The organism is Pseudomonas sp. P1_F7 (assembly GCF_056405655.1).
The window spans coordinates 328,536-350,953 of the sequence record NZ_JBFUBR010000014.1 but is presented as its reverse complement, the minus strand read 5'-3'; the positions used below and the strand labels follow the sequence as shown (position 1 = coordinate 350,953).

17 protein-coding genes are annotated in these 22,418 nt (G+C 60.0%); 6 read left to right on the top strand and 11 right to left on the bottom strand.

The features are described 5' to 3' along the window. Positions 1-18 precede the first annotated feature (18 nt). From AC1D1M_RS22575 to AC1D1M_RS22565, 3 genes are all read right to left on the bottom strand, one after another. Positions 19-1,815 (bottom strand): acyl-CoA dehydrogenase C-terminal domain-containing protein, encoded by a 1,797-nt coding sequence (locus tag AC1D1M_RS22575; protein ID WP_477777318.1) that lies wholly within the window; start codon positions 1,813-1,815, stop codon positions 19-21. A gap of 85 nt (positions 1,816-1,900) precedes the next feature. Next, entirely contained in the window at positions 1,901-3,193 is a 1,293-nt protein-coding gene (locus AC1D1M_RS22570) for a GGDEF domain-containing protein (RefSeq protein ID WP_477777317.1), read from the bottom strand. A gap of 152 nt (positions 3,194-3,345) precedes the next feature. Next, positions 3,346-5,481, bottom strand: a complete 2,136-nt coding sequence (locus tag AC1D1M_RS22565; RefSeq protein WP_477777316.1) for a cytochrome-c peroxidase — start codon at positions 5,479-5,481, stop codon at positions 3,346-3,348. 1,112 nt (positions 5,482-6,593) lie between these two features. Here AC1D1M_RS22565 and AC1D1M_RS22560 point away from each other — a divergent pair. Continuing rightward, positions 6,594-8,378, top strand: a complete 1,785-nt coding sequence (locus tag AC1D1M_RS22560) for a hypothetical protein (RefSeq protein ID WP_477777315.1) — start codon at positions 6,594-6,596, stop codon at positions 8,376-8,378. 79 nt (positions 8,379-8,457) lie between these two features. On the opposite strand, the gene AC1D1M_RS22555 is transcribed toward AC1D1M_RS22560, so the two are convergent. The 7 genes from AC1D1M_RS22555 to bioB all read right to left on the bottom strand — a co-directional run bounded on the left by AC1D1M_RS22555 (position 8,458) and on the right by bioB (position 15,576). Next, on the bottom strand, positions 8,458-10,263 hold the full coding sequence (locus AC1D1M_RS22555) for a phenylacyl-CoA dehydrogenase (protein WP_008051571.1): 1,806 nt from the start codon (positions 10,261-10,263) through the stop codon (positions 8,458-8,460). A gap of 278 nt (positions 10,264-10,541) precedes the next feature. After that, a complete protein-coding gene (locus tag AC1D1M_RS22550) occupies positions 10,542-10,838 on the bottom strand; it encodes a pyrroloquinoline quinone biosynthesis protein PqqE (RefSeq protein WP_477777314.1) in 297 nt (98 codons plus the stop codon). A gap of 123 nt (positions 10,839-10,961) precedes the next feature. Continuing rightward, complete coding sequence (gene bioD / locus AC1D1M_RS22545; protein WP_477777313.1) at positions 10,962-11,642, bottom strand: dethiobiotin synthase; 681 nt, start codon at positions 11,640-11,642, stop codon at positions 10,962-10,964. Beyond that, positions 11,639-12,451, bottom strand: a complete 813-nt coding sequence (bioC, locus tag AC1D1M_RS22540; RefSeq protein ID WP_477777312.1) for a malonyl-ACP O-methyltransferase BioC — start codon at positions 12,449-12,451, stop codon at positions 11,639-11,641. Before bioC ends, bioD begins: the two co-directional genes overlap by 4 nt. Further along, positions 12,444-13,175, bottom strand: coding sequence for an alpha/beta fold hydrolase (locus AC1D1M_RS22535; protein WP_477777311.1), 732 nt, complete (start codon positions 13,173-13,175; stop codon positions 12,444-12,446). The genes bioC and AC1D1M_RS22535 overlap by 8 nt, the downstream gene beginning before the upstream one ends. Continuing rightward, positions 13,168-14,346, bottom strand: coding sequence for an 8-amino-7-oxononanoate synthase (bioF, locus tag AC1D1M_RS22530; protein ID WP_477777310.1), 1,179 nt, complete (start codon positions 14,344-14,346; stop codon positions 13,168-13,170). The genes AC1D1M_RS22535 and bioF overlap by 8 nt, the downstream gene beginning before the upstream one ends. 174 nt (positions 14,347-14,520) lie before the next feature. Continuing rightward, positions 14,521-15,576, bottom strand: a complete 1,056-nt coding sequence (gene bioB / locus AC1D1M_RS22525; RefSeq protein ID WP_108231655.1) for a biotin synthase BioB — start codon at positions 15,574-15,576, stop codon at positions 14,521-14,523. A 93-nt stretch (positions 15,577-15,669) separates the two neighbouring features. On the opposite strand from bioB, the gene AC1D1M_RS22520 reads away from it, so the two are divergent. The 5 genes from AC1D1M_RS22520 to rarD all read left to right on the top strand — a co-directional run bounded on the left by AC1D1M_RS22520 (position 15,670) and on the right by rarD (position 21,397). After that, the gene (locus AC1D1M_RS22520; protein WP_477777309.1) at positions 15,670-16,410 is read left to right on the top strand and encodes a phosphoribosyltransferase family protein; all 741 of its coding nucleotides are present in this window, start codon (positions 15,670-15,672) and stop codon (positions 16,408-16,410) included. A 63-nt stretch (positions 16,411-16,473) separates the two neighbouring features. Further along, entirely contained in the window at positions 16,474-17,238 is a 765-nt protein-coding gene (locus AC1D1M_RS22515; protein WP_477777308.1) for a TOBE domain-containing protein, read from the top strand. 67 nt (positions 17,239-17,305) lie between these two features. Next, complete coding sequence (locus tag AC1D1M_RS22510) at positions 17,306-19,207, top strand: PhoX family protein (RefSeq protein WP_477777307.1); 1,902 nt, start codon at positions 17,306-17,308, stop codon at positions 19,205-19,207. A gap of 208 nt (positions 19,208-19,415) precedes the next feature. Next, complete coding sequence (locus AC1D1M_RS22505) at positions 19,416-20,390, top strand: serine/threonine protein kinase (protein ID WP_008048240.1); 975 nt, start codon at positions 19,416-19,418, stop codon at positions 20,388-20,390. A gap of 119 nt (positions 20,391-20,509) precedes the next feature. After that, positions 20,510-21,397 (top strand): EamA family transporter RarD, encoded by an 888-nt coding sequence (gene rarD / locus AC1D1M_RS22500; protein ID WP_477753024.1) that lies wholly within the window; start codon positions 20,510-20,512, stop codon positions 21,395-21,397. A gap of 215 nt (positions 21,398-21,612) precedes the next feature. Here the strand turns inward: rarD and AC1D1M_RS22495 are convergent, their stop codons facing one another. Continuing rightward, the gene (locus AC1D1M_RS22495) at positions 21,613-22,131 is read right to left on the bottom strand and encodes a glycine cleavage system transcriptional repressor (protein WP_150756155.1); all 519 of its coding nucleotides are present in this window, start codon (positions 22,129-22,131) and stop codon (positions 21,613-21,615) included. Positions 22,132-22,418: the final 287 nt, after the last annotated feature.

Below are 22,418 nucleotides of genomic sequence, written 5' to 3'. Positions count from 1 at the left end.
TGTAACGGACTTTTATGACTAAAGCGCAAACAACTCCGCTGGCAGTTGCATCAGGCAATCGCTACCCGCCTCTATGGCCGCCCGATGAGCGGCAGTGCGTGGCAACAGACGCTTGAAGTAAAACTCGTTGGTCGCCAGTTTGCCCCGGCAGAAATCTCCATCGTTGCTGCCCGCATCGAGCTGCGCCTGAGCCACCAGCGCCATGCGCAACCATAGGTAGCCGAGGATGATGTAACCGCTGTACATCAGGTAATCCACCGACGCGGCACCGACTTCGTCCGGGTTTTTCATCGCGGCCATGCCGACCTTGGTGGTCAATTCACCCCACTGCTGGTTTAGTTGATTGAGTTGCGCCACATACCCGGCCAGTTGTGGATGCTCGGCGTTCGCCGCGCAGAACTTGTGGACGATTTTGGTGAAGCCGCGCAGCAGCTTGCCCTGGCTGCCAAGCACCTTGCGCCCGAGCAAGTCCAGTGCCTGAATGCCGTTGGTACCCTCATAGATCGGCGCGATCCGACAGTCACGGACCAGTTGCTCCATACCCCATTCGCGAATGAACCCGTGGCCGCCAAACACCTGCATTCCGTGGTTGGTCACCTCCAGCCCGGTGTCGGTCATGAAGGCTTTGCAGATCGGCGTGAGGAACGCCAGCAGGTCTTCGGCGTCCTGCCGCGCCGTTTCATCCGGACTCAGGTGCGCCACGTCCAGTAACTGCGCAGTGAAGTAGGTCAGCGCGCGGTTGCCTTCGTTGAAGGCTTTCATGGTCAGCAACATCCGCCGCACATCGGGGTGCACGATGATCGGGTCGGCGACTTTTTCCGGCGCTTTCGGGCCGGTCAGCGAGCGCATCTGCAAACGGTCGTTGGCGTATTTGATCGCACCCTGGAAGCTCGCCTCCCCCAGACACAGCCCTTGCATGCCGGTGCCCAGCCGCGCGTGGTTCATCATGGTGAACATGCAGTTCAGGCCCTTGTTCGGCTCGCCGATCAGGAAGCCCTTGGCCTCGTCGAAGTTCAGCACGCAGGTGGCCGAGGCCTTGATGCCCATTTTGTGTTCGATCGAGCCGCAGGACACGCCGTTGCGCTCGCCCGCTTCGCCTGTTGCATCGGGCAGGAACTTGGGCACGATGAACAGCGAAATGCCCTTGGTCCCGGCCGGTGCGTCAGGCAACTTGGCCAGCACCAAATGAATGATGTTGGCGCTCATGTCGTGCTCGCCGGCGGAGATGAAAATCTTGCTGCCGGAGATCGCATAGCTGCCATCGGCCGAAGGCACGGCTCGGGTCTTGATGATGCCCAGGTCGGTGCCGCAATGGGCCTCGGTCAGGCACATGGTGCCGGTCCATTTGCCAGCGGTGAGCTTCTTCAAATAGGTCTGCTTCTGCGCCTCGGTGCCATGGGCGTGGATAGCCGACATCGCACCGTGAGTCAGGCCGGGGTACATGCCCCATGAGGTGTTGCTGGAACCCACCATCTCGCTGATAACCAGGCCCAGAGATATCGGCAACCCTTGACCGCCGTAAACCGGATCCGCCGCCAGGCCATGCCAGCCGCCCTCGACATATTGGGTGAAGGCCTGCTTGAAGCCCGCCGGCGTGGTGACCACACCATTGTCGAAATGGCAGCCTTCTTCATCGCCGCTGCGATTGAGCGGCGACAGCACGTTTTCGCAGAACTTCGCCCCTTCTTCGAGGATCGCATTGACCATGTCCGGGCTGGCATCGGCAGCCCCCAGCGCGGCGTAGTTACTGTGAAAGTCGAAGACGTGGTCGATCAGAAAGCGCATGTCGCGCAAGGGAGCTTTGTACTCGGGCATGGTCATTCTCCGTCGGCAGAATTCTCCAACCTACTGCTGCCGACCACGCCTCACAATCACTTTCCGCTCGCTGAATGCGCCATCATCACTCAACCGTAGCGGCGTCCATGCGCACGGCGCCACGGCGGTTCTGCCCTAACGCCATCACACAGTTGCGCCCGCCGCCCTTGGCACTGTAGAGCGCCTGGTCGGCGGACTTGAGCACCTCTTCCGGGGAGCGTTGATCGATCCGCTCGGCCACGCCGATACTGACCGTCACCGATACACTCGACGCACCGGAACCGGCACGGCGCTGGCGCCCCTGATTATCGTCCTGCGGGCGATTTTCCTGATTGCGCAGTTGAATGTTGTAAGTGGCGATGGACTCGCGGATGACTTCCAGGTGCGGCATGCACTCTTCGAGGGTCTTGCCTGCAAACACCAGGGCAAATTCCTCGCCGCCATAGCGATACGCCTTACCGCCACCGCCGATTTTCGACAGTTTGCTGGCCACCAGCCGCAGCACCTGGTCGCCGACGTCGTGACCGTGGGTGTCGTTGAATTTCTTGAAGTGGTCGACGTCGCTCATGGCCAACACGTAATTGCGCCCCAGCCGTTGCATGCGTTCATTCAGCGCACGACGGCCCGGCAGCCCGGTCAGTTCGTCGCGGAAGGCCATTTGATAGGCTTCGTGGGCAACGGCGGCGGCGATCATCAGCATCACCTGGCTGCACATGATGTTCAGCGTGAACGGCAGGATGAAGGTTTTCGGCAACATCCAGAACAACCCGAGCAGCCCCACCAATTGCGCGGCATGCAACGGTCGCGGGTTGCACCAGTATTGCCAGGCCAGCAGCATAAACGCCGCAATGAACACCGGATAGGACAACTGGATCAGGCTCATCCAGGCGCCATGCAAGGCAGGCCAGCGAATCTCCGACAGCCAGATCAGCAGCGCGTGTGGATAACTTTGCTCAAGCCCCAACGCCACGCAGCCGACCGCCAGCAACACGGCGAAGCGCGCGATCATGTCCTGGAACAGATGGGTGCGTTCCTGCCACGCCGCGAACCCGCCAAACAGCAGCGGCAGCAGCAGGCAACACAAATGAAAAACCACGGCGGCATCGTCACGCGCCTTGCCGTTGTCGCGGTAATAGTCGGTCTGGGTGTCGAGCAGGAAGTAGGCGATGTACACCGTAACCATCAGAAACAGTTCACGCTGGCGTCGGTACACCGCGCAATAGGCGCCACCGAGCAACAACACCAGAGTGGGTAGCACGTTGAACAGCGACGTGAAGAAAACGTTCAGATCCTTGATGTACGCAGCCGCAAGCCCCGCCAGCAACAGCAGTAATGACGGCAGGAAATGACTGAAACGCACGGCGGAAGAACGCAGCAAGGGTAAAGCTCCGACCCGTCAGATCAAAAGATGGCATTGTGCCCACCCTCTTTAACGGCAGAAACCCCGATTTGCTGAGTGAAATACTGAGGTATTTGTAAAAGGTCGTCACTGGCGTCCATCAGCCGCCAGTGACGCAAGGGCAAATACGGTTACAGGTCGTTGTTGAACGGTTGCAGTGGCCCTTCCAGAGCCGTACGACCTTCGGCACCGACCGGATTGAGCTGGATTTCGGCGTCCTTCGCTTGCCGGGAAGTGATCTTCGGGCTGGCCGGTTTTTGCCCGACAGAGTTTTCATCACCCTTTTCGCCCTGTACCAGCACCAGCGACGGATGATCAAATGGCGCCCGTTCCCAGGCGACCCGAGGGTCGGTCAGTCCGACTTCCATGAACTTGACCAGTGCATCCACTTCATCCGGGGCCAGGTTCAGACGGGTGATGTCCGGATCAAGATTGGAGCCGTTGTGCTGATTGACCGCCGGATGCTCGAAGCCGCTGGTGTTGCTGGCATCTTCGCCACGCCGGTCACCGCCGCGGTTGTAGAACTCCATCACCTGTTGCAACGTTGCGCGACTGCCGTTGTGGAAATACGGCCCGGTCAACGCGATATTGCGCAAGGTCGGCGTCTTGAAGGCGCCATCGACCGCATCGCGGAAACCGACACTGGGCTTGAGCGTCGCGTCACATGGGATGGCCGGGCTCAAAGGCGCTTCGAAGGTGCACACATCGACTTCCAGCGGGTCAGGGATCTGGCCGCCCTGGAGTAAGGTGTTGTACTCCCGAGTGAAGGACAACGGATTGCCCCACGCATCCGAGCCACCGAGCGCCAGGTCCTCCGACGTTGGACGCACCCCGGTGTTGTAGAAGCCGTTGTCATACAGCGTGATCAGGTTGTCGGCCATAACCATGCGTTCGATCCGTTCCTGAGGATGGAACAGCAAGCGGCTGCCGGCGTTGGTCAATTCCGCGCCGCCGTGGCAACTGATGCACTTGCCCTTGCCCAGGAACAGATTCATGCCCTGGACCTGCTGGTCGTTCATGGCCGTATGATCGCCCTGCAAATAGGCATCCAGCGGTGCCTGGTCCGAGATCAGCGTGGACTCATACATCTGAATCGCCAGGCCGAAGAACAGCGGGAAGTTCGCCTCCATTTGGGTGTAGGGGGCGCCGCCCAGCGAGACCTGTTGCGTGGCATTCCACAGACGCGGCTGGAACGCGTTCTTGATCAATTCACGGTAAGTCGGCCGACGGCCGCCGGACACCGGCCCGAGTACTGAGTCGATTGACGAGATCCGTTGCTGTTTGAGCATCAAGGTGTCGAGCATGCGCCGGCCAATGTCGGCGAAGGTACGCCCGCCGCAAGACATTTCCACCGGGCTGCCGGGCGGCCCTACCGCTTGCGAGGCGGCGGAAGCATCCTTGAGCGCCAGCCTGACTTTGGTCGCCACGCCACTGCGATCGCTGGTCACGAAAATCCCGGCGTCAGGGTCGCGATTGCCGAACGGTGAGAAACCGTTGAATACGTTGTTGGCCCGGCCATCCCAGAAGTTGCGCACGTTGAACGCAGCGTTGATCACCGTCGGTGCGTTACGCCCGGTGCTACGGCGAACATTGATACCGCCCACCTGGAAGATGCCGTCCGGTTGCTGAATGCACTTGTCGAACCGCGACTGATTGGGCTTGACGAAGTTGGCGTCGAACACGCCTTGCGAGCCAATCACATCGTCAGTCGAATAGACAATCGCCGAATTGCGATCCAGCGGATCAGCCAGCACATGGGTCGGAAAGTCGTTTTTCTTCAGCAGGTAGTTCGGGCCGCCCTTGCCTCCGGATTTGGTGGTGTAGCTCGGCACATCACCCGGAATGTCCGAGGCGGTGAACGGCTTGTTGAAGATCGACGAGACGTTCGCGTTGGTGTTCGCCTGGCCCGGGTTGATCTGGTTGGTGGTGCGGTGATCGGCACCCGCGTGGAAGTGGCAGGATGCGCAAGCGGTGGAACCGTCACTGCCGATCTCCATGTCCCAGAACAGTGCCTTGCCCAGGAGCACTGCCGCCGAGCGATTGAGCACGTAGTCGGTCATCAGGTCGACTTTGCGCCCGCCTTCGGTTCCCGAAGGGTCGGGTGGCGTCATGCCGCGCAGTGACTGCAGACTGGGCACGTCCGGCACCGCCGGAACGACCGGGTCTGCAGCCCAAACGCTCATGACGGGCAGGCCAATGGCGAACAGTGTCATCACCATCGCACAGGGCAAGCAGGTGGTTCGAAAAATGCTCAAATACTTAAACATGACGACGTCCCCGATTCAGTACGGAGTAGTCAGGCTCCGCGGTTGCCCTGTTGCGAGATGAGCTCATCGCCATAAATCTTGCTGCTCGCTCGAATAACCACATCAACTTGAAGTTGCATGGGCAATGCGAGACCTAACTGGCAAAGCACTCTCGTGGCTCAGGCATTTTTAAAAAATGATATTTCGCACTACTGAGTAGTGCTTGATGCAACTCTAGTCGCAACAAAACATTTCAACATGAAATTTTCAATATTTTTTATTTAAGCCAATTCAAGAAACCCTACTAATAACAGCAACTGCGCACTATTCCTCAGTTCTGGTTAAACCTCACCCCATTATTGGGTGCCATTCCCCAAACAGCCCACACCAAGCGATCACCAATGACCTATAAAGCCAGCATTTAAAGGACATCGCGCCACCAGGTGGCGTTTTTTGAAGCTGGCAGAGTATTTGCTAATCCAAACACCGCGGTGTAAACGGCACTTTAAAAAACACCTGCGAACCCGCATCGATCGTCAGACAATAGAAACATCCACCAGACATATAAAACCCATTCGTGCGCAAGTTGCACTGCGCGAGCCATTGGCTTTTTTATTTACACCTCCCATACAAGACTATTTTCTCGCCCCCTCTTCAACACCCCCTCTTACATACCTACGACCTTAGTCGTATTTAATAGACAACACTTCTCAACTACCACTAATGGAGACACACCCACTAAAACTTTTCACAGCACTCCAAACTTGGGCATATATCCCCACCCACTTCGGCGTTAACCACATAACATATAACTATGTATATATCACCGACATCAGCGCAGCCCGCATTTTTGCTGGCTAACAAGCGACTGAACCAATCAGGCACGACTACTGCTATGTGCCCCTCAGGCTCAAGGAAATGTCTCTCGCGTTTGCGTCCGTAACCGGCCAACGCAACGTAGGTGAAAGCATCCGAACGGCAAGTGTCGACCGTACACAGGCACTTATCCCGCCGGATCGAGCCCCAATTCGACACTCACGGCTTTGCGTTTTTCTTGCGCAGAATTCAGCGCATCAGCAGATCCGCGATCTCGATCGGCCGGCAATTGGTCCTGCAAGATTCTGGAGTGAGCCATGAGCTTATCTTTTTACGAAAAAACGCTCGCCATACCGCTGCTGCCTCACAAACGATTCAACGGTATCTTCAGTCGCCATGCTCTACTCGCCGGTGCCGTCGCTGTCGCACTGGCCATTGGTGGTGGTGGAGATGCATTTGCCAAAAACGGAGCTGGCGGTGGCGGTGGCGGTGGTGGCGGCGGGACTGCCAAGCCCCCGGGTTTGCCCTCGCCGTTCACGACACCCACACTGCCCGATCCGTTTTTTACAAACCCGACTGCGATTCATGGGTTTGACGTTACCGGTTTTATCCAAAACATGACCCTGGACACCACCAATGCGAATTGCCCCAATACCAGCGACCCGGGCCGCTTTGGGGGAACCGTCCAGTTGAACGGCGTCACGATTGTTGTCCCTTGCAACACCGTTATGCAGATGCCGGCCAACACCCTGACTTGGGCCGACTTCGTCAGGGTTGGAACCCTGGCGCTCGGAAAATCACCGGCGGCCTATCCCTCGTTCGAGATCCATGTGGTAGGCAATACTGTCTCCAACAAGCAAATTGCCGGGCTGATCTTTGTCTCCCAGCAATCAGTCAACGCGGGCAGCGGTGTCATCACCCGGATCGACTACACCAACGGCAACCTCGAAGTTGACAGCGGGAACCCGACGCAACCCACGATCATTCAGATCAACGATCCGAATGGACGTTTTGGCCGCGCCCAAAGCCCCGACCCACGCTTCTCCGTCGATGATGCCAACCCGACCATCCATGCCGCCACTGGCTACCCGATGTGCGTGCCACGTACGATTTCCGGGGACGATGCACTCTGCCCGCAGAAAAACCGGCCAACAGTGGTCACCCCGACCACGACCAACAACTGCCGCAACTTCAGCCAGGCCGGCGTCACGCCTCCGGCCAGTGGAGAGCTCTCGGGTCCAGCGGTGGGGCAGGTCTATTGCAGCCAGTACGTCATGAAGAGATTCAGCGATGCTACACGCACGGCGACGGACCCCGACCCGACACAACAGGCACCCTTCGAAGTCGGCGACTTCATCAGCTGGTCCGGTACTCTGTTCAAGTCAGCAACAACGGGCCTCCCGGACTTCATCTCTGCACACACGATCGAGGCGAATGTCGGGATCTACACTCAGCCTGGTTCGCAACCCAGCTACCTGGCTATCGGGGAGTTTGGCATCGGCACGGCCGACCCGGCAGCAACGGCCATCAACGGAGTAGCCCAGGAGACGCAGGACCGGATTTTCCTTGAAGCCTCGACCACCGACATCCAGACCCCGGTCGACATCTATCTGATAGATGTCAATCCATCGACGGGTGTGCAAACCAATCGCTGGATTACACCCTATGAGATGACGGGTGAATGCAACCCTGCGCTGGGCCTTGCGGCCAGCTGCCTGGGAGCCTCGGGTGGTATTACTACACAGAACACGGGTCCTCAGCCACAACGCGCCAGATTACGTGCGACCAGAGCGCCCACCGGGCTGCTTAGCCAGCCGACACGTACCTTGCGCGTCGTTGCGCGGTCACTTTGCGTTCCACAGCTAAGCCTATCCCAGGCCGGCGTGGACAGTTGCCTCCAGAATGCGGGCACGCTGACCGTCGCCAATGGACTGATTGCCGGACAGTATGTGGCGCCAGTGTTTGAGTTCATCTTTCCGGAAGGCGTCAAGCCTGGCGATCCGGTGGTGCCTAACGACTTCTGGCACCTGCCGTTCATACGTAACGGCGAAGGCGTGAGCACCCCGACTGGCGTCGGCCCTCTGGACCCGACGCCATGGTGAGCAAGGCCTGACCACAGCGCAAAAAAAACCGCCGCTCCCGGAGGAAGCGGCGGTTTCTTTTGAAGGACTGCGTTAAGGCTTAGTAGCCCAGGTCGAAGTTCTCTTCTTTCATGTCCATCAGGTTGTTGGCGCCCGACAGCATGGTTGCGACGTGAGTGCGGGTACGCGGCAGGATGCGCTGGAAGTAGAAGCGCGCAGTCTGCAGCTTGGCGGTGTAGAAGGCCTCTTCGGAAGTGCCGGCAGCCAGTTTCTCGGCAGCCAGACGCGCCATGTCAGCCCAGAAGTAGGCCAGGCAGGCATAACCGGAGTACATCAGGTAGTCCACGGAGGCCGCGCCGACTTCTTCGCGATCTTTCATGGCGGCCATACCGACCTTCATGGTCAGCTCGCCCCATTCCTTGTTCAGTGCAGCCAGCGGAGCGACGAACTCTTGAACCGCTTCGTTGCCTTCGTTGGTCTGACAGAACTTGTGGACGATCTTGGTGAAGCCTTTCAGAGCCTCGCCCTGGGTCATCAGCACTTTACGGCCCAGCAGGTCGAGTGCCTGGATACCGGTGGTGCCTTCGTACAGCATCGAGATGCGGCTGTCGCGAACGTTCTGCTCCATGCCCCACTCGGCGATGAAACCGTGACCGCCATAGATCTGCACACCGTGGTTGGCCGATTCGAAACCGACTTCGGTCATGAAGGCTTTGGCGATTGGCGTCATGAACGCCAACAGTGCGTCGGCTTTCTTCTTCTCTTCTTCGTCCACGCCGTACTTGACGATGTCGACCTGCTTGGCGGTGAAGTAAACCATCGCACGGTTGCCCTCGGCGAATGCCTTCATGGTCAACAGCATGCGGCGCACGTCAGGGTGGACGATGATCGGGTCAGCGGCTTTGTCTGGCGCTTTCGGGCCAGTCAGCGAGCGCATTTGCAGACGGTCACGAGCGTATTTCAGGCCGCCCTGGAAACCGACTTCGGCGTGGGCCAGGCCTTGCAGCGCGGTCCCCAGACGTGCGGTGTTCATGAAGGTGAACATGCAGTTCAGACCTTTGTTCGCCGGGCCGATCAGGAAACCGGTGGCGCCGTCGAAGTTCATCACGCAGGTAGCGTTGCCGTGGATGCCCATCTTGTGTTCCAGGGAACCGCAGGATACGGCGTTACGCGCGCCGACCGAACCATCAGCGTTCGGCATGAACTTCGGCACGATGAACAGGGAGATGCCTTTGGTGCCAGCCGGTGCATCCGGCAGGCGGGCCAGTACGATGTGGACGATGTTGTCGGCCATGTCGTGTTCACCGGCCGAGATGAAGATCTTGGTGCCGGAAACCTTGTAGGAACCGTCGGCCTGAGGCTCGGCCTTCGTGCGCAGCATGCCCAGGTCGGTGCCGCAGTGCGGCTCGGTCAGGCACATGGTGCCGGTCCATTCGCCGGAAACCAGTTTGGTCAGGTAAGCCTCTTGCTGCTCAGGGGTGCCGTGCTCGGAGATGGTGTTCATCGCACCGTGCGACAGGCCTGGGTACATGCCCCACGACCAGTTGGACTCGCCAACCATTTCGCTGATGGCCAGCCCCAGAGACTCCGGCAGGCCTTGGCCGCCGTGCTCAACGTCGTGGGCCAGGCTTGGCCAGCCGCCTTCGACGAATTGCTTGTAGGCCTCTTTGAAGCCAGTCGGGGTCTTGACGCCGGATTCGCTCCAGGTGCAACCCTCGATGTCGCCCACGCGGTTCAGCGGAGCCAGTACCTGCTCACAAAACTTGGCGCCTTCCTCAAGAATGGCGTCAACCATGTCCGGAGTTGCGTCGGCACAAGCCGGAAGGCTCTGATAGTGCGCTTCGTAGCCGAGCAGTTCGTCACGAACGAAGCGAATATCACGCAAGGGGGCCTTGTAGTCAGGCATAGCGATAAACCTCTGCTGATGTAACCGGGAATGAACGACCGCGTTGATTTGTTGTTGCGATCAAACAGTTGTTTGAAACATACGTTTACGCCGAAATCTTGTCAAGCGTCGATCTTTTGCCGTTCGTCATCGCAGGCTTGGACACACAGGCACAGGACAACGCAGCCGCGCTTTCGAAGCAGCCCGCCACACTGAAAAGATTAGTTGAGCAAGAAAGACTTACGCAGAAAAACGCCGCGAACAAACGCGGCGCTGGCGGGTGCGGATTCTTTAAAGAATCAAGCGTAGGTATCGATCAACGTCCCGAGCACTTCGTCGGCTGCCTTGGCGACTTTCACGCCCAGCTCCGCCTGAATCTTGCCTTGGGCCATTTCGACCACGTTGCTGCTCAGGTTCGATTGCTGGCTGCGATCAACTGATCGCAGCCGATCGACCTGCGCCTCGGAGGACTGGCTGGTGACCGAACGCTCGATCGTCATGTTGGCGATCTGCCCGGCGGCTTGATCGACACGGTTCTGCCCTGCCTGAAGGGTGCTCAGACCGGCATAAAAAGCGGTGCTTCCTGAGATTTCCATGGGAAAACTCGTCCTTGCAAAGGATCAACAGCGGCCATTGAAGCAGAGTGGCTGGCAAAACACCCGACAAAAACACTAATGGCACAGTGCCTTAACATAGGCAAAACCCGCATTGCAAAAACGTCAATCCAACAGGTCCAGTTGCAAGTGCTCGGCCACTGCTTCGGCCGTGACGGCCTTGAGTTTAGGCACACGCCCCAGGCACGGCGCCGGGAGGCGCTCGGCAAGGGTGGCCAGGTTTTCTTCCAGCCGCGAGGTCTTCGGGTCGATGATGTTGGCCACCCATCCCGCCAGTTGCAAACCGTCCCGGGCAATCGCTTCGGCGGTCAACAAGGCATGGCTGATACACCCCAGGCGCACACCGACCACCAGAATCACCGGCAGCTTCAATGCGATGGCGAGGTCCGACAGATTGTCCTGATCCGCCAACGGCACGCGCCAGCCGCCGGCGCCTTCGATCAGGGTGAAGTCCGCCTGCATGCTCAAAATCTGCCGCATCGGCGCCAGCAACGACTGCACCGTTAGCGCCACGCCCGCCTCTCGCGCCGCCAGATGCGGGGCAATGGCCGGCTCGAAGGCCACCGGATTGACCTGTGCATACGTCAGCGGCAGCGAACACTCCGCCAGCAAGGCCAGCGCATCGGCGTTGCGCAGGCCTTTGGGCGTCACATCGCAACCGGAAGCGACCGGTTTGCCCGCCGCTGTGCTCAATCCCGCTGAACGCGCCGCATGCAGCAGCCCGGCAGCGACCGTGGTTTTACCGACATCGGTATCCGTACCGGCGATGAAATAGGCTGCGCTCATAAGGGTTTCTCCAAAACGGCGTACACCACTTGATAAGTCGCCGGCAGGCCCTGGGCCTGACGAAACTGCTCGTAAGCCTCAATCAGACCCAAAATCCGCGCCCGGCCGGTCAAGCCACCGGGCCGCCCGGGATTAAGATTGTGCGCGCCCAGCGCCTTGAGTTCATGGGTCAGGCTGCGCACATCCAGGTAATGCAGCACGTGCGGTTCGTTTTGCAGACTGACGACACGTAACCCACTGGCTGCACACAACTGTTGATACAGACCAAACTCCCGAAAGCGGTTGACGTGCACCATGCCATCGACCTGCCGCCAGCTGTCGCGCAGTTCAAACAACGTCCCTGCACAAAGACTAGCAAACGCGAAAATGCCACCCGGTTTCAGCACCCGAAAGGCTTCACTGAGCACCGAGTCGAAGTCCGCGCACCACTGCACCGCCAGGCTGGAGAAGATCAGATCGCAGGTCGAATCCTGCAGTGGCAAACGCTCGGCATCGCCGGCCACGAAGTGCGCGGCACCGCCCAATGGCCGGGCGTGGTTGAGCATGCCTTCGGCGATGTCCAGCGCCACACCGTGACTGCCCGCAAATTGCTCCCCCAAGGCACGACTGAAATGCCCGGTGCCACAGCCCAGATCCAGCCAACGCTGCGGTACGAAGCTCTGCGGCAGGCGCCTGAGCAATTGGCTGCCGACATCACGCTGCAACTCGGCCACGCTGTCATAGCTTTCCGCCGCGCGGGAGAATGAGGCTGCTACCTGGCGCTTGTCGGGCAAGCCGCCGGGCAGGTTGGGAAGGGATAAATCAGTCATCGCCGGACTCATGCAAAAAGGCCTGGATCGCCCCCGCCACACCGTGGGGATCTTCCAGGAGAAACGCGTGGCCGGCCTGTTCAATCAGACCGATTTCGACATCCGGCAGCAATGCCAACAACTCGCCCGCCGCTTCCACCGGCACCAGCCCGTCGAGGCCGGCAAACAAATGCAGTTGCGGACCGCGGAACGATTGCAGTGCCTGCCGGGTATCCAGTTGCGCGAGCACTTGCAGACCACTGAGCAGCACCGGCGCGGCGGTATTCGGTGCGCCCCCGAGCAACAACCGCGACAAGCCACGCGGGTCTTCGGCGCCTTGGGCGCAGAGCAGTGAAAAGCGTTTCAACGTCGCGCGCGGATCGGTTTCACATCCCGCCAGAAACGCATCGAAGGTTTCCCCTGGCATGGCGCTAGACCATTGTTCATGGGCGACAAAAGAAGCGTTGCTGGCCAGGGTGAACAAACCACAACAGCGATCGCCACGCCGAGCCGCCAACTCGCAGGCGAGCATGCCGCCCAATGACCAGCCGCCCAGCCAGGTATCTTGCGGCAATGTCGAATCAAGCTCATCGAGCCACTCTTCAAGATCGCTCGACTCCAGCTCCGGCAACGGCTCGATCTCGACGTGCAGGTGCTCATCCAGCCCGCGCAAGGCCGCCGCCAAAGGCTCCAGCGGTGAAACGCCAAGGCCCCAGCCGGGCAGCAGAATCAGACGATCACGCATGGTTTGGCTCCGGCTTCAGTTGTTGAAAACAATCGGCCAGTCCGTTTAACAATAGCTGTACCTGGGCTTCGCTGTGGGCAGCCGTCAGCGTGACCCGCAGTCGAGCGCTGCCGGCGGGTACGGTCGGCGGGCGAATCGCGGTCACCATCAACCCGCGCTCGCGCAGCATTTGCGAAAAGCGCACCGCACGCCCGGCGTCGCCGACCATGATCGGCTGGATCGGCGTGAAGCTGTCCATGAGTTCCAGGCCAATCTGTTCGGCACCGAGGCGGAACTGGCGGATCAGCGTCTGCAAATGCTCGCGGCGCCAGTGTTCGCTGCGCAGCAGTTCCAGGCTTTTCAGGGTGGCGCAGGCCAGCGCCGGTGGCTGGCTGGTGGTGTAGATGTAGGGACGGGCGAACTGGATCAGACTTTCGATCAGTTCTTCGCTGCCGGCCACAAAGGCACCGGCCGTACCGAACGCTTTGCCGAGGGTACCGACCAGCACTGGAACGTCTTCCTGGCTCAAACCGAAATGTTCGACGATGCCACCACCGTTGGCACCCAGCGGACCAAAACCATGAGCGTCATCGACCATCAACCAGGCGCCTTTGGCCTTGGCCTCTCGGGCCAACGCTGGCAAGTCGGCAATATCGCCGTCCATGCTGAACACGCCGTCGGTGACCACCAGCGTATTGCCGGTGGCTTTTTCCAGGCGTTTGGCCAGGCTCACCGGGTCGTTGTGCAGATAACGGTTGAACCGCGCGCCGGACAACAGCCCCGCGTCGAGCAGCGACGCATGATTGAGCCGGTCTTCGAGCACCGTATCACCCTGCCCCACCAGCGCCGTGACCGCGCCGAGGTTGGCCATGTAACCGGTGGTGAACAGCAACGCGCGAGGGCGACCGGTCAGGTCGGCCAACGCTTCTTCCAGGGCATGGTGCGGGGCGCTATGGCCGATGACCAAATGTGACGCCCCTCCACCCACACCCCACTTCGAAGCGCCGGCACGCCAGGCTTCGATCACTTGCGGATGATTGGCCAGGCCCAGGTAGTCGTTGTTACAGAACGCCAGCAACGGCTGGCCATCGACCACCACTTGCGGCCCCTGCGGGCTTTCGAGCAGCGGGCGCTGGCGGTAGAGGTTTTCGGCACGACGGGCAGCAAGGCGTGCGGCGAGATCGAAAGACATGCAGGCCTCGACGTTCAGATCACAGAAATCAAAATGAATGCGATTCCTGTGGGAGCGAGCTTGCTCGCGATGACGGCGTCACATTCAACATTGATGTCGACGGACCTGACGCAATCGCGAGCAAGCTCGCTCCCACAGTGTTCTGCATTCCAACCCGAGAAGTCGGTGGAAGACTCAGACGGCTGCGTTATAGAACTGCTCGCTGCTCTTCTGCTCCACCAGCGCCTGCTCGATAGCGGCCTGATGCACTTCATCGGCGTGCTCTTCGCGGGCTTCCGGCAGGATGCCCAGACGCGAGAACAGTTGCATGTCCTTGTCGGCCTGCGGGTTGGCGGTGGTCAGCAGTTTTTCGCCGTAGAAAATCGAGTTGGCGCCGGCGAAGAACGCCAGGGCCTGCATCTGTTCGTTCATGGCTTCGCGGCCGGCGGACAGGCGCACGTGGGATTTTGGCATCAGGATCCGCGCGACGGCGAGCATGCGGATGAAGTCGAACGGATCGACGTCGTCGGCATTTTCCAGCGGCGTACCGGCGACTTTCACCAGCATGTTGATCGGCACCGACTCCGGATGCTCCGGCAGGTTGGCCAGCTGGATCAGCAGGTTAGCGCGGTCATCCAGCGACTCGCCCATGCCGAGAATGCCGCCGGAGCAGATCTTCATCCCCGAATCACGCACATACGCCAGGGTTTGCAGGCGCTCGCTGTAGGTGCGGGTGGTGATGATGCTGCCGTAGAACTCGGGCGAGGTGTCGAGGTTGTGGTTGTAGTAGTCGAGGCCGGCCTTGGCCAGCGCTTCGGTCTGCTCCTGATCCAGGCGACCGAGGGTCATGCAGGTTTCCAGGCCCAGGGCTTTCACGCCTTCGACCATCTTCAGTACATAAGGCATGTCCTTGGCCGACGGGTGCTTCCACGCCGCGCCCATGCAGAAGCGGGTCGAACCGATGGCCTTGGCGCGAGCGGCCTCTTCGAGGACCTTCTGCACTTCCATCAACTTTTCTTTTTCCAGGCCGGTGTTGTAGTGACCGGACTGCGGACAATATTTGCAATCTTCCGGGCAGGCGCCGGTTTTGATCGACAGCAGGGTCGATACCTGGACGCGGTTGGCGTCGAAATGCGCACGGTGCACCGTCTGCGCCTGGAACAACAGGTCATTGAATGGCTGAACGAAGAGTGCTTTGACTTCGGCCAAAGTCCAGTCATGACGCAGGGTTGCAGTGGTGCTGGCACTCATGGGCGTTTCCTTTGAATTATGCTTTGGCACGCGGCTGGGTAATGGAATGTCACAGCCGCCTCACAGATGTTTCGGCATATTTAAGGAAGAGCGATGCGCTGTCAACCACGATACGAAGGACCGGTTTACATCTGGTCAAAAAACAAACAGCCATGCCTTTTGTGCGATGAAACGGCCGACGGCATCTCCCCTGTCTGCACGGCCTGCGAAACCGAGCTGCCCTGGCTCGGCGATCATTGCATCACCTGCGCCCTGCCGCTCCCGGCCGCGGGCCTGACCTGCGGCCATTGCCTGAAGCAGCCACCGGCCTTCGAACAAGTGATTGTCCCCTGGACCTACAGTTTTCCGGTAGATAGCCTGATCACCCGCTTCAAACACAACGCAAAGTGGCCGTTTGGCCGCCTGCTCGCCGAACTTCTCGCTCAATACCTGCAACATCGCTTCGAAGACGATCTGCAGCGACCCGATGTGCTGATCCCGGTGCCGCTGGCCAACCGACGCCTGCGCCAGCGCGGGTTCAACCAGGCGGCGATGCTGGCTCACTGGTTGAGTGCAAGTCTTGATATCCCTAGCGACGAACGGTTGCTGCTACGAACCCAAGACACCGACGCCCAACAGGCCTTGAACGCCGAAGCCCGCCGAAAGAACCTGCGCAACGCTTTCGCCCTGGCACCCGGCGCCGTCGTCAAAGGCCAGCACCTGGCCCTGGTCGACGACGTCCTGACCACCGGTGCCACGGCCCAGGCCCTGGCTCGCCTGCTGATGGACGCCGGTGCGACGAGGGTCGACGTCTATTGCCTGGCCCGCACGCCAAAACCCGGCGAGACACCCTGACTTGACTCGCGCGGCCCAAGCGGCCAACGTCCCCACCATCGTCACCACCCAAAGCGACTTGCCATGTCTTTGCCAACCTTGTTGTCCCAGCACATTGTCCGCCGTCCGCAGCGCATCGCCCTGCTGCAGCACATTGCCGAACAAGGCTCGATCACCCGCGCGGCAAAAAGCGCGGGCCTGAGCTACAAGGCCGCCTGGGATGCAATCGATGAGCTGAACAACCTGGCGCAAAAGCCGCTGGTGGAGCGGATAGTCGGTGGCAAGGGCGGCGGCGGTGCCCGCCTGTCCATCGAAGGTGAGCGGGTGTTGCGGCTGTACCAGAAGCTGCAAGCCTTGCAGGCTCAAGTGCTGGAAGCCGCTGAAGACGCGAGCGACCTCGACCTGCTCGGGCGTTTGATGCTGCGCACCAGTGCACGCAATCAGTTGCACGGCAAGGTGATAGCGATCGAACCTCAGGGGCGCAACGACCTGATTCGCCTCCAGGTCGCCGAAGACGTGATCGTCGACGCGCAAATCACCCACGACAGCACCGAGCGCCTGGAACTGCAAATCGGCACCGAAGTCGTGGCATTGATCAAGGCCGGCTGGCTCGATGTGCTGGCAATCGATTCAGCCGAAACGCCTGGAAACAATTGCCTCAGCGGCATCATCGAAAAAATCCTCGACGCCGACGATGGTCCCAGCGAAGTGCGCATCACCCTGCCCAACGGCTTGACGCTATGCGCCCTGGCCGAGCCGAAGTATCTGCAAGCATTGGCGCTGACGTGCGGCAAACCGGTGCGCGTGGAGTTTTCGCCGTCCAGGGTTCTGCTGGGCACACCGCTATAAGCAAAACTGCAACAAAAGGTTCATTACTCACCATTAAGGTGTTTGCAAAATCCGCAGGGAGCCTGAAATGAGCCTATTAGAAGAAAACCAGTCCACCGACCTCGAAAACATGGTCGGCCTCAGCCGTCGCGGCTTCATCAGCGCAGGTGCCCTGTGCGGCGCTGCGATGTTCCTCGGCGGCAACCTGCTGAGCCGCAGCGTGATGGCCGCCAGTGTCAGCGCCGGTAACAGCCAGTTGTTGGGCTTCGACAGCATTGCCGCCGCCACCAGCGACTCCATCACCCTGCCAGCGGGCTACAAGTCCTCGGTGCTGATCAGCTGGGGCCAGCCTCTGCACAAGGACGGTCCGGCGTTCGACCCGAGCGGCAACGGCAGCGCCGAACATCAGGAAGTCCAGTTCGGCGACAACAACGACGGCATGAGCCTGTTCGAATTTCCGGGCGAAAAAGACCGGGTGCTGATGGCGATCAACAACGAATACACCAACTACCGCTACCTCTACGCCCACGGCGGCATGCCGCAATCGGCGGAAGAAGTGCGCAAGGCGCTGGCCTGCGAAGGTGTGTCGGTGATTGAAGTGCAGCGCAAGAACGGCCAATGGCAATTCGTCCAGGGCTCGCGCTACAACCGCCGGATTCACGGCAACGCACCGATCAGCCTGAGCGGCCCGGCCGCCGGACATGCCCTGCTGAAAACCAGCGCCGATCCGCACGGCAAGAACGTCCTCGGTACGTTCCAGAACTGCGCCAATGGCAAGACGCCGTGGGGCACCTATCTGACCTGTGAAGAGAACTTCACTGACTGCTTCGGCAGCAGCAACGCCGAGCAGAAATTCGACCCGGCACAAAAACGCTACGGCGCAGTGGTGACCAGCAAAGAAATCAACTGGCATCAGCACGACGAGCGCTTCGACCTGGCCAAGAACCCCAACGAACTCAACCGTCACGGCTGGGTGGTGGAGATCGATCCGTTCGATCCGAAATCGACGCCAGTCAAACGCACGGCCCTGGGACGTTTCAAACACGAAAACGCAGCCCTGGCCGAAACCGCCGACGGTCACGCCGTGGTGTACATGGGCGACGATGAGCGCGGTGAGTTCATCTACAAATTCGTCAGCCGCGACAAGATCGACCACAAGAACCCCAAGGCCAACCGCGACATTCTCGACCACGGCACCCTGTACGTGGCGCGTTTCGATGCGGGCGACGGCAATGCCGATCACCCGAAAGGCCAAGGTGAATGGATCGAACTGACCCACGGCAAAAACGGCATCGACGCCAGCAGCGGCTTTGCCGATCAGGCCGAAGTGCTGATCCATGCCCGTCTCGCCGCCAGTGTGGTGAAAGCCACGCGCATGGACCGGCCGGAATGGATCGTGGTCAGCCCCAAGGATGGCCAGGTCTACTGCACGCTGACCAACAACGCCAAGCGTGGCGAAGACGGGCAACCGGTGGGCGGGCCGAACCCACGCGAGAAGAACGTCTACGGGCAGATCCTGCGCTGGCGCACCGAGCGTGACGATCACGGCTCGAAAACCTTTGCCTGGGACCTGTTCGTCGTCGCCGGTAATCCGGGTGTTCACGCTGGCACACCAAAAGGCGGATCGTCGAACATCACGCCGCAGAACATGTTCAACAGTCCGGACGGTCTGGGCTTCGACAAGACCGGGCGCTTGTGGATTCTCACCGATGGCGATTCGAGCAACGCTGGAGACTTTGCCGGCATGGGTAACAACCAGATGCTCTGTGCCGACCCGGTAACCGGCGAAATTCGCCGCTTCATGGTTGGGCCGATAGGTTGTGAAGTGACGGGGATCAGCTTCTCGCCGGACCAGAAGACCCTGTTTGTCGGGATCCAGCATCCGGGTGAAAACGGTGGTTCGACCTTTCCCGAGCATCTGCCCAATGGCAAGCCGCGGTCATCGGTGATGGCGATTTCGCGGGAAGATGGCGGGATCGTCGGCGCCTGACAGGGCCTCTTCGCGGGCAAGCTCGCTCCCACTTTGGATTGTCGGTGTGCATGCGATCGGCGGCACACCAGAGATCTCCTGTGGGAGCGAGCTTGCTCGCGATGGCGTCAGCCCAGACACCACACATCTCAGTCCAACCACTAAAACCGCGCCGTCTGCGCTACCATGCCTGGCCGGACGCAGCAGCCTGCTGCGCGCAGGAGTCAGCATGGCCCACCCGTTTGAAACCCTCACACCAGACCTCGTGCTCGATGCCGTCGAAAGCATCGGCTTTCTCAGCGACGCGCGCATCCTGGCCCTCAACAGCTACGAGAACCGCGTCTATCAAGTCGGTATCGAAGACGCCGAGCCGCTGATCGCCAAGTTCTACCGGCCGCAACGCTGGAGCAACGAAGCGATTCTGGAAGAGCACCAGTTCACCGCCGAACTCGCCGACTGCGAGGTGCCAGTCGTGGCGCCGTTGATCCACAACGGTGAAACCCTGCACGAACACAACGGTTTCCGTTTCACCCTGTTCCCCCGCCGTGGCGGCCGCGCACCGGAGCCGGGCAACCTCGACCAGCTGTATCGCCTGGGCCAGTTGCTCGGGCGCCTGCATGCGGTCGGCTCGACCCGACCGTTCGAGCACCGTGAAGCACTGGCGGTGAAAAACTTCGGCCATGACTCGCTGGCCACCTTGCTCGACGGCAACTTCATCCCCCGCAGCCTGCTGCCGGCCTACGAATCGGTGGCCCGCGATCTGCTCAAGCGTGTGGAAGATGCCTACAGCAACACGCCGCACCAAAACATCCGCATGCACGGTGACTGCCACCCCGGCAACATGATGTGCCGCGACGAGATGTTCCACATCGTCGATCTCGACGACTGCCGCATGGGGCCGGCGGTGCAGGACATCTGGATGATGCTCGCCGGTGATCGTCAGGATTGCCTGAGCCAGTTGTCGGAACTGATGGACGGCTACAACGAGTTCCACGACTTCGACCCGCGTGAACTGGCGCTGATCGAACCGTTGCGCGCCTTGCGCCTGATGCACTACAGCGCCTGGCTCGCCCGCCGCTGGGACGATCCTGCATTCCCCCGTAGTTTCCCGTGGTTCGGTACCGAGCGTTATTGGGGGGATCAGGTGTTGGCGTTGCGTGAACAACTGGCGGCGCTCAATGAAGAGCCACTGAAGTTGTTCTGACCCACCCTGAATCCCACAGTTGTTCGTGTTCACAAATACCCTACCTATTCAGTCAGGACATCCGCTGACAAATCTCCTTACAATCCCCTCTTTGTTAGCTGCCTAAGCAAGGATTCTGCATGCAAGCCGCCAACCCGCGTCGCGGGTACATTCTAGGCCTGAGTGCCTACATCATCTGGGGACTTTTCCCCCTCTACTTCAAAGCCATCGCCAGCGTGCCCGCCGTGGAAATCATCATCCACCGGGTGCTGTGGTCGGCGCTGTTCGGCGCCTTGTTGCTGATGGTCTGGAAGCATCCCGGCTGGTGGCGCGAGCTGCGGGAAAACCCGCGAAGGATGGCGACCCTGGCCCTGAGTGGTGCGCTGATCGCGGCCAACTGGCTGACCTACGTCTGGTCGGTGAACAACGGCCGCATGCTGGAGGCCAGCCTCGGTTACTACATCAACCCGTTGGTGAACGTGTTACTGGGCATGCTGATTCTTGGTGAACGGCTGCGGCGCATGCAATGGATTGCCGTCGGTCTGGCGGCTGTTGGGGTGGCGCAGCAGGTCTGGCAAGTGGGCAGCCTGCCGTGGGTGTCGCTGGTGCTGGCACTGACCTTCGGTTTCTATGGCCTGATTCGCAAGCAGGCGCCGGTCAAGGCGCTGCCGGGGCTGGTGGTGGAAACCTGGATGCTGGTGCCGATTGCCCTCGGCTGGTTGCTGCTCAATCCGACGGCCAGCAGCGCCCAGGCGGAATTCTGGACCACCTCCCAGGCCTGGTGGCTGGTCGCCGCCGGCCCGATCACGCTGGTGCCGCTGGTCTGTTTCAACGCGGCTGCACGGCATTTGCCCTACACGACATTGGGGTTTCTCCAGTATCTGGCACCGACACTGGTGCTGCTGCAAGCGGTCCTGCTGTTTGGCGAGCACCTGTCGTCCAGCACCCTGGTAGCGTTCATGTTTATCTGGGCCGGTCTGGCGGTTTACAGCGTCGATGCGTGGATAAGTTTGCGCCGCCGCAGCTGATCAAAAAACGCACAGAACCCTACAGGCCACGTCTCCCGTGGCCTGCATCATTCCTTCCCAAGGTTATCCACAGCGTGATCCCCACCGTTTGTGCGCAAGTGGCTGAAACTGCTGGTTTTTTGATCAGATCCTGGAGAACCCCGGTCGGCGTGGCCTGGCGGGGTGTCTCTACAGGTTATCCACAGGCGGGTGCACGTTTAACTTGGATAACCTGATCAGGGTTCACTGCGCAGCACCAATTCGACCATCAGATCGTCAGCCAGGGTTTCCAGGCGCGATTGCAATACGTCCAGCGACAGGGTCAGCGGGACCGCAAGAATCGCCTCGGCATGGAACAACGGCTCGCTGCTCATCGGTGCCGGGCGCACTTCGGTGACCAGCCGCTCCAGATTCACCCCCTGCTCGCTAAGCAAGCGCGTGATGTCACGCACGATCCCCGGGCGATCATTGCCCACCAGTTCCATGGCGATCGGTTTCCAGGTGCAGGATTGTTCGATACCGCTTTCAGCGATCAATACGCGAATGCCCTGGACGGACAAGCCCTGCAGGGCATCGACCAATTCGTCGTAGGCCTCGGCCGGCACCCCCACTCGAAGAATCCCGGCGAATTGTCCCGCCATGCGCGACATGCGGCTTTCCAGCCAATTGCCGCCGTGCTCGGCAATGCATTGGGCAATGCGCTCGACTTGCCCGGGCTTGTCCGGAGCAAAAACAGTGAGTACGAGGTGGTCCATGGCGCAGCCCTCCAGTCATGACTTTTGTTATAGAGAACCAAGTATAGGCAAGGGGAACCATTCAGCGTGGCACTACTCCCTCGCCATAGAAAAGCGTCGCCCCATAGCAGAGCACCAAAGATAATGTGTACAACTTTCGATATTTAGCTGGAACAATCCACTGGTTTTTTGAGAACATCACGCTCCGCGCCGTGACCGCAATGCGTCATGGGGTCGCAGAACGACGTAATTAGTCTAATTTTCACAACCGCAATTCATCATGTAGTATGCCGCAGCGTGCACTACAT

Coding starts and splice junctions, on each gene's coding strand:
- AC1D1M_RS22575 (WP_477777318.1), bottom strand. CDS start 1,815: ATGCCCGAGTACAAAGCTCCCTTGCGCGACATGCGCTTTCTGATCGAC.
- AC1D1M_RS22565 (WP_477777316.1), bottom strand. CDS start 5,481: ATGTTTAAGTATTTGAGCATTTTTCGAACCACCTGCTTGCCCTGTGCG.
- AC1D1M_RS22560 (WP_477777315.1), top strand. CDS start 6,594: ATGAGCTTATCTTTTTACGAAAAAACGCTCGCCATACCGCTGCTGCCT.
- AC1D1M_RS22555 (WP_008051571.1), bottom strand. CDS start 10,263: ATGCCTGACTACAAGGCCCCCTTGCGTGATATTCGCTTCGTTCGTGAC.
- AC1D1M_RS22550 (WP_477777314.1), bottom strand. CDS start 10,838: ATGGAAATCTCAGGAAGCACCGCTTTTTATGCCGGTCTGAGCACCCTT.
- bioD (WP_477777313.1), bottom strand. CDS start 11,642: ATGAGCGCAGCCTATTTCATCGCCGGTACGGATACCGATGTCGGTAAA.
- bioC (WP_477777312.1), bottom strand. CDS start 12,451: ATGACTGATTTATCCCTTCCCAACCTGCCCGGCGGCTTGCCCGACAAG.
- AC1D1M_RS22535 (WP_477777311.1), bottom strand. CDS start 13,175: ATGCGTGATCGTCTGATTCTGCTGCCCGGCTGGGGCCTTGGCGTTTCA.
- bioF (WP_477777310.1), bottom strand. CDS start 14,346: ATGTCTTTCGATCTCGCCGCACGCCTTGCTGCCCGTCGTGCCGAAAAC.
- bioB (WP_108231655.1), bottom strand. CDS start 15,576: ATGAGTGCCAGCACCACTGCAACCCTGCGTCATGACTGGACTTTGGCC.
- AC1D1M_RS22520 (WP_477777309.1), top strand. CDS start 15,670: ATGCGCTGTCAACCACGATACGAAGGACCGGTTTACATCTGGTCAAAA.
- AC1D1M_RS22515 (WP_477777308.1), top strand. CDS start 16,474: ATGTCTTTGCCAACCTTGTTGTCCCAGCACATTGTCCGCCGTCCGCAG.
- AC1D1M_RS22510 (WP_477777307.1), top strand. CDS start 17,306: ATGAGCCTATTAGAAGAAAACCAGTCCACCGACCTCGAAAACATGGTC.
- AC1D1M_RS22505 (WP_008048240.1), top strand. CDS start 19,416: ATGGCCCACCCGTTTGAAACCCTCACACCAGACCTCGTGCTCGATGCC.
- rarD (WP_477753024.1), top strand. CDS start 20,510: ATGCAAGCCGCCAACCCGCGTCGCGGGTACATTCTAGGCCTGAGTGCC.
- AC1D1M_RS22495 (WP_150756155.1), bottom strand. CDS start 22,131: ATGGACCACCTCGTACTCACTGTTTTTGCTCCGGACAAGCCCGGGCAA.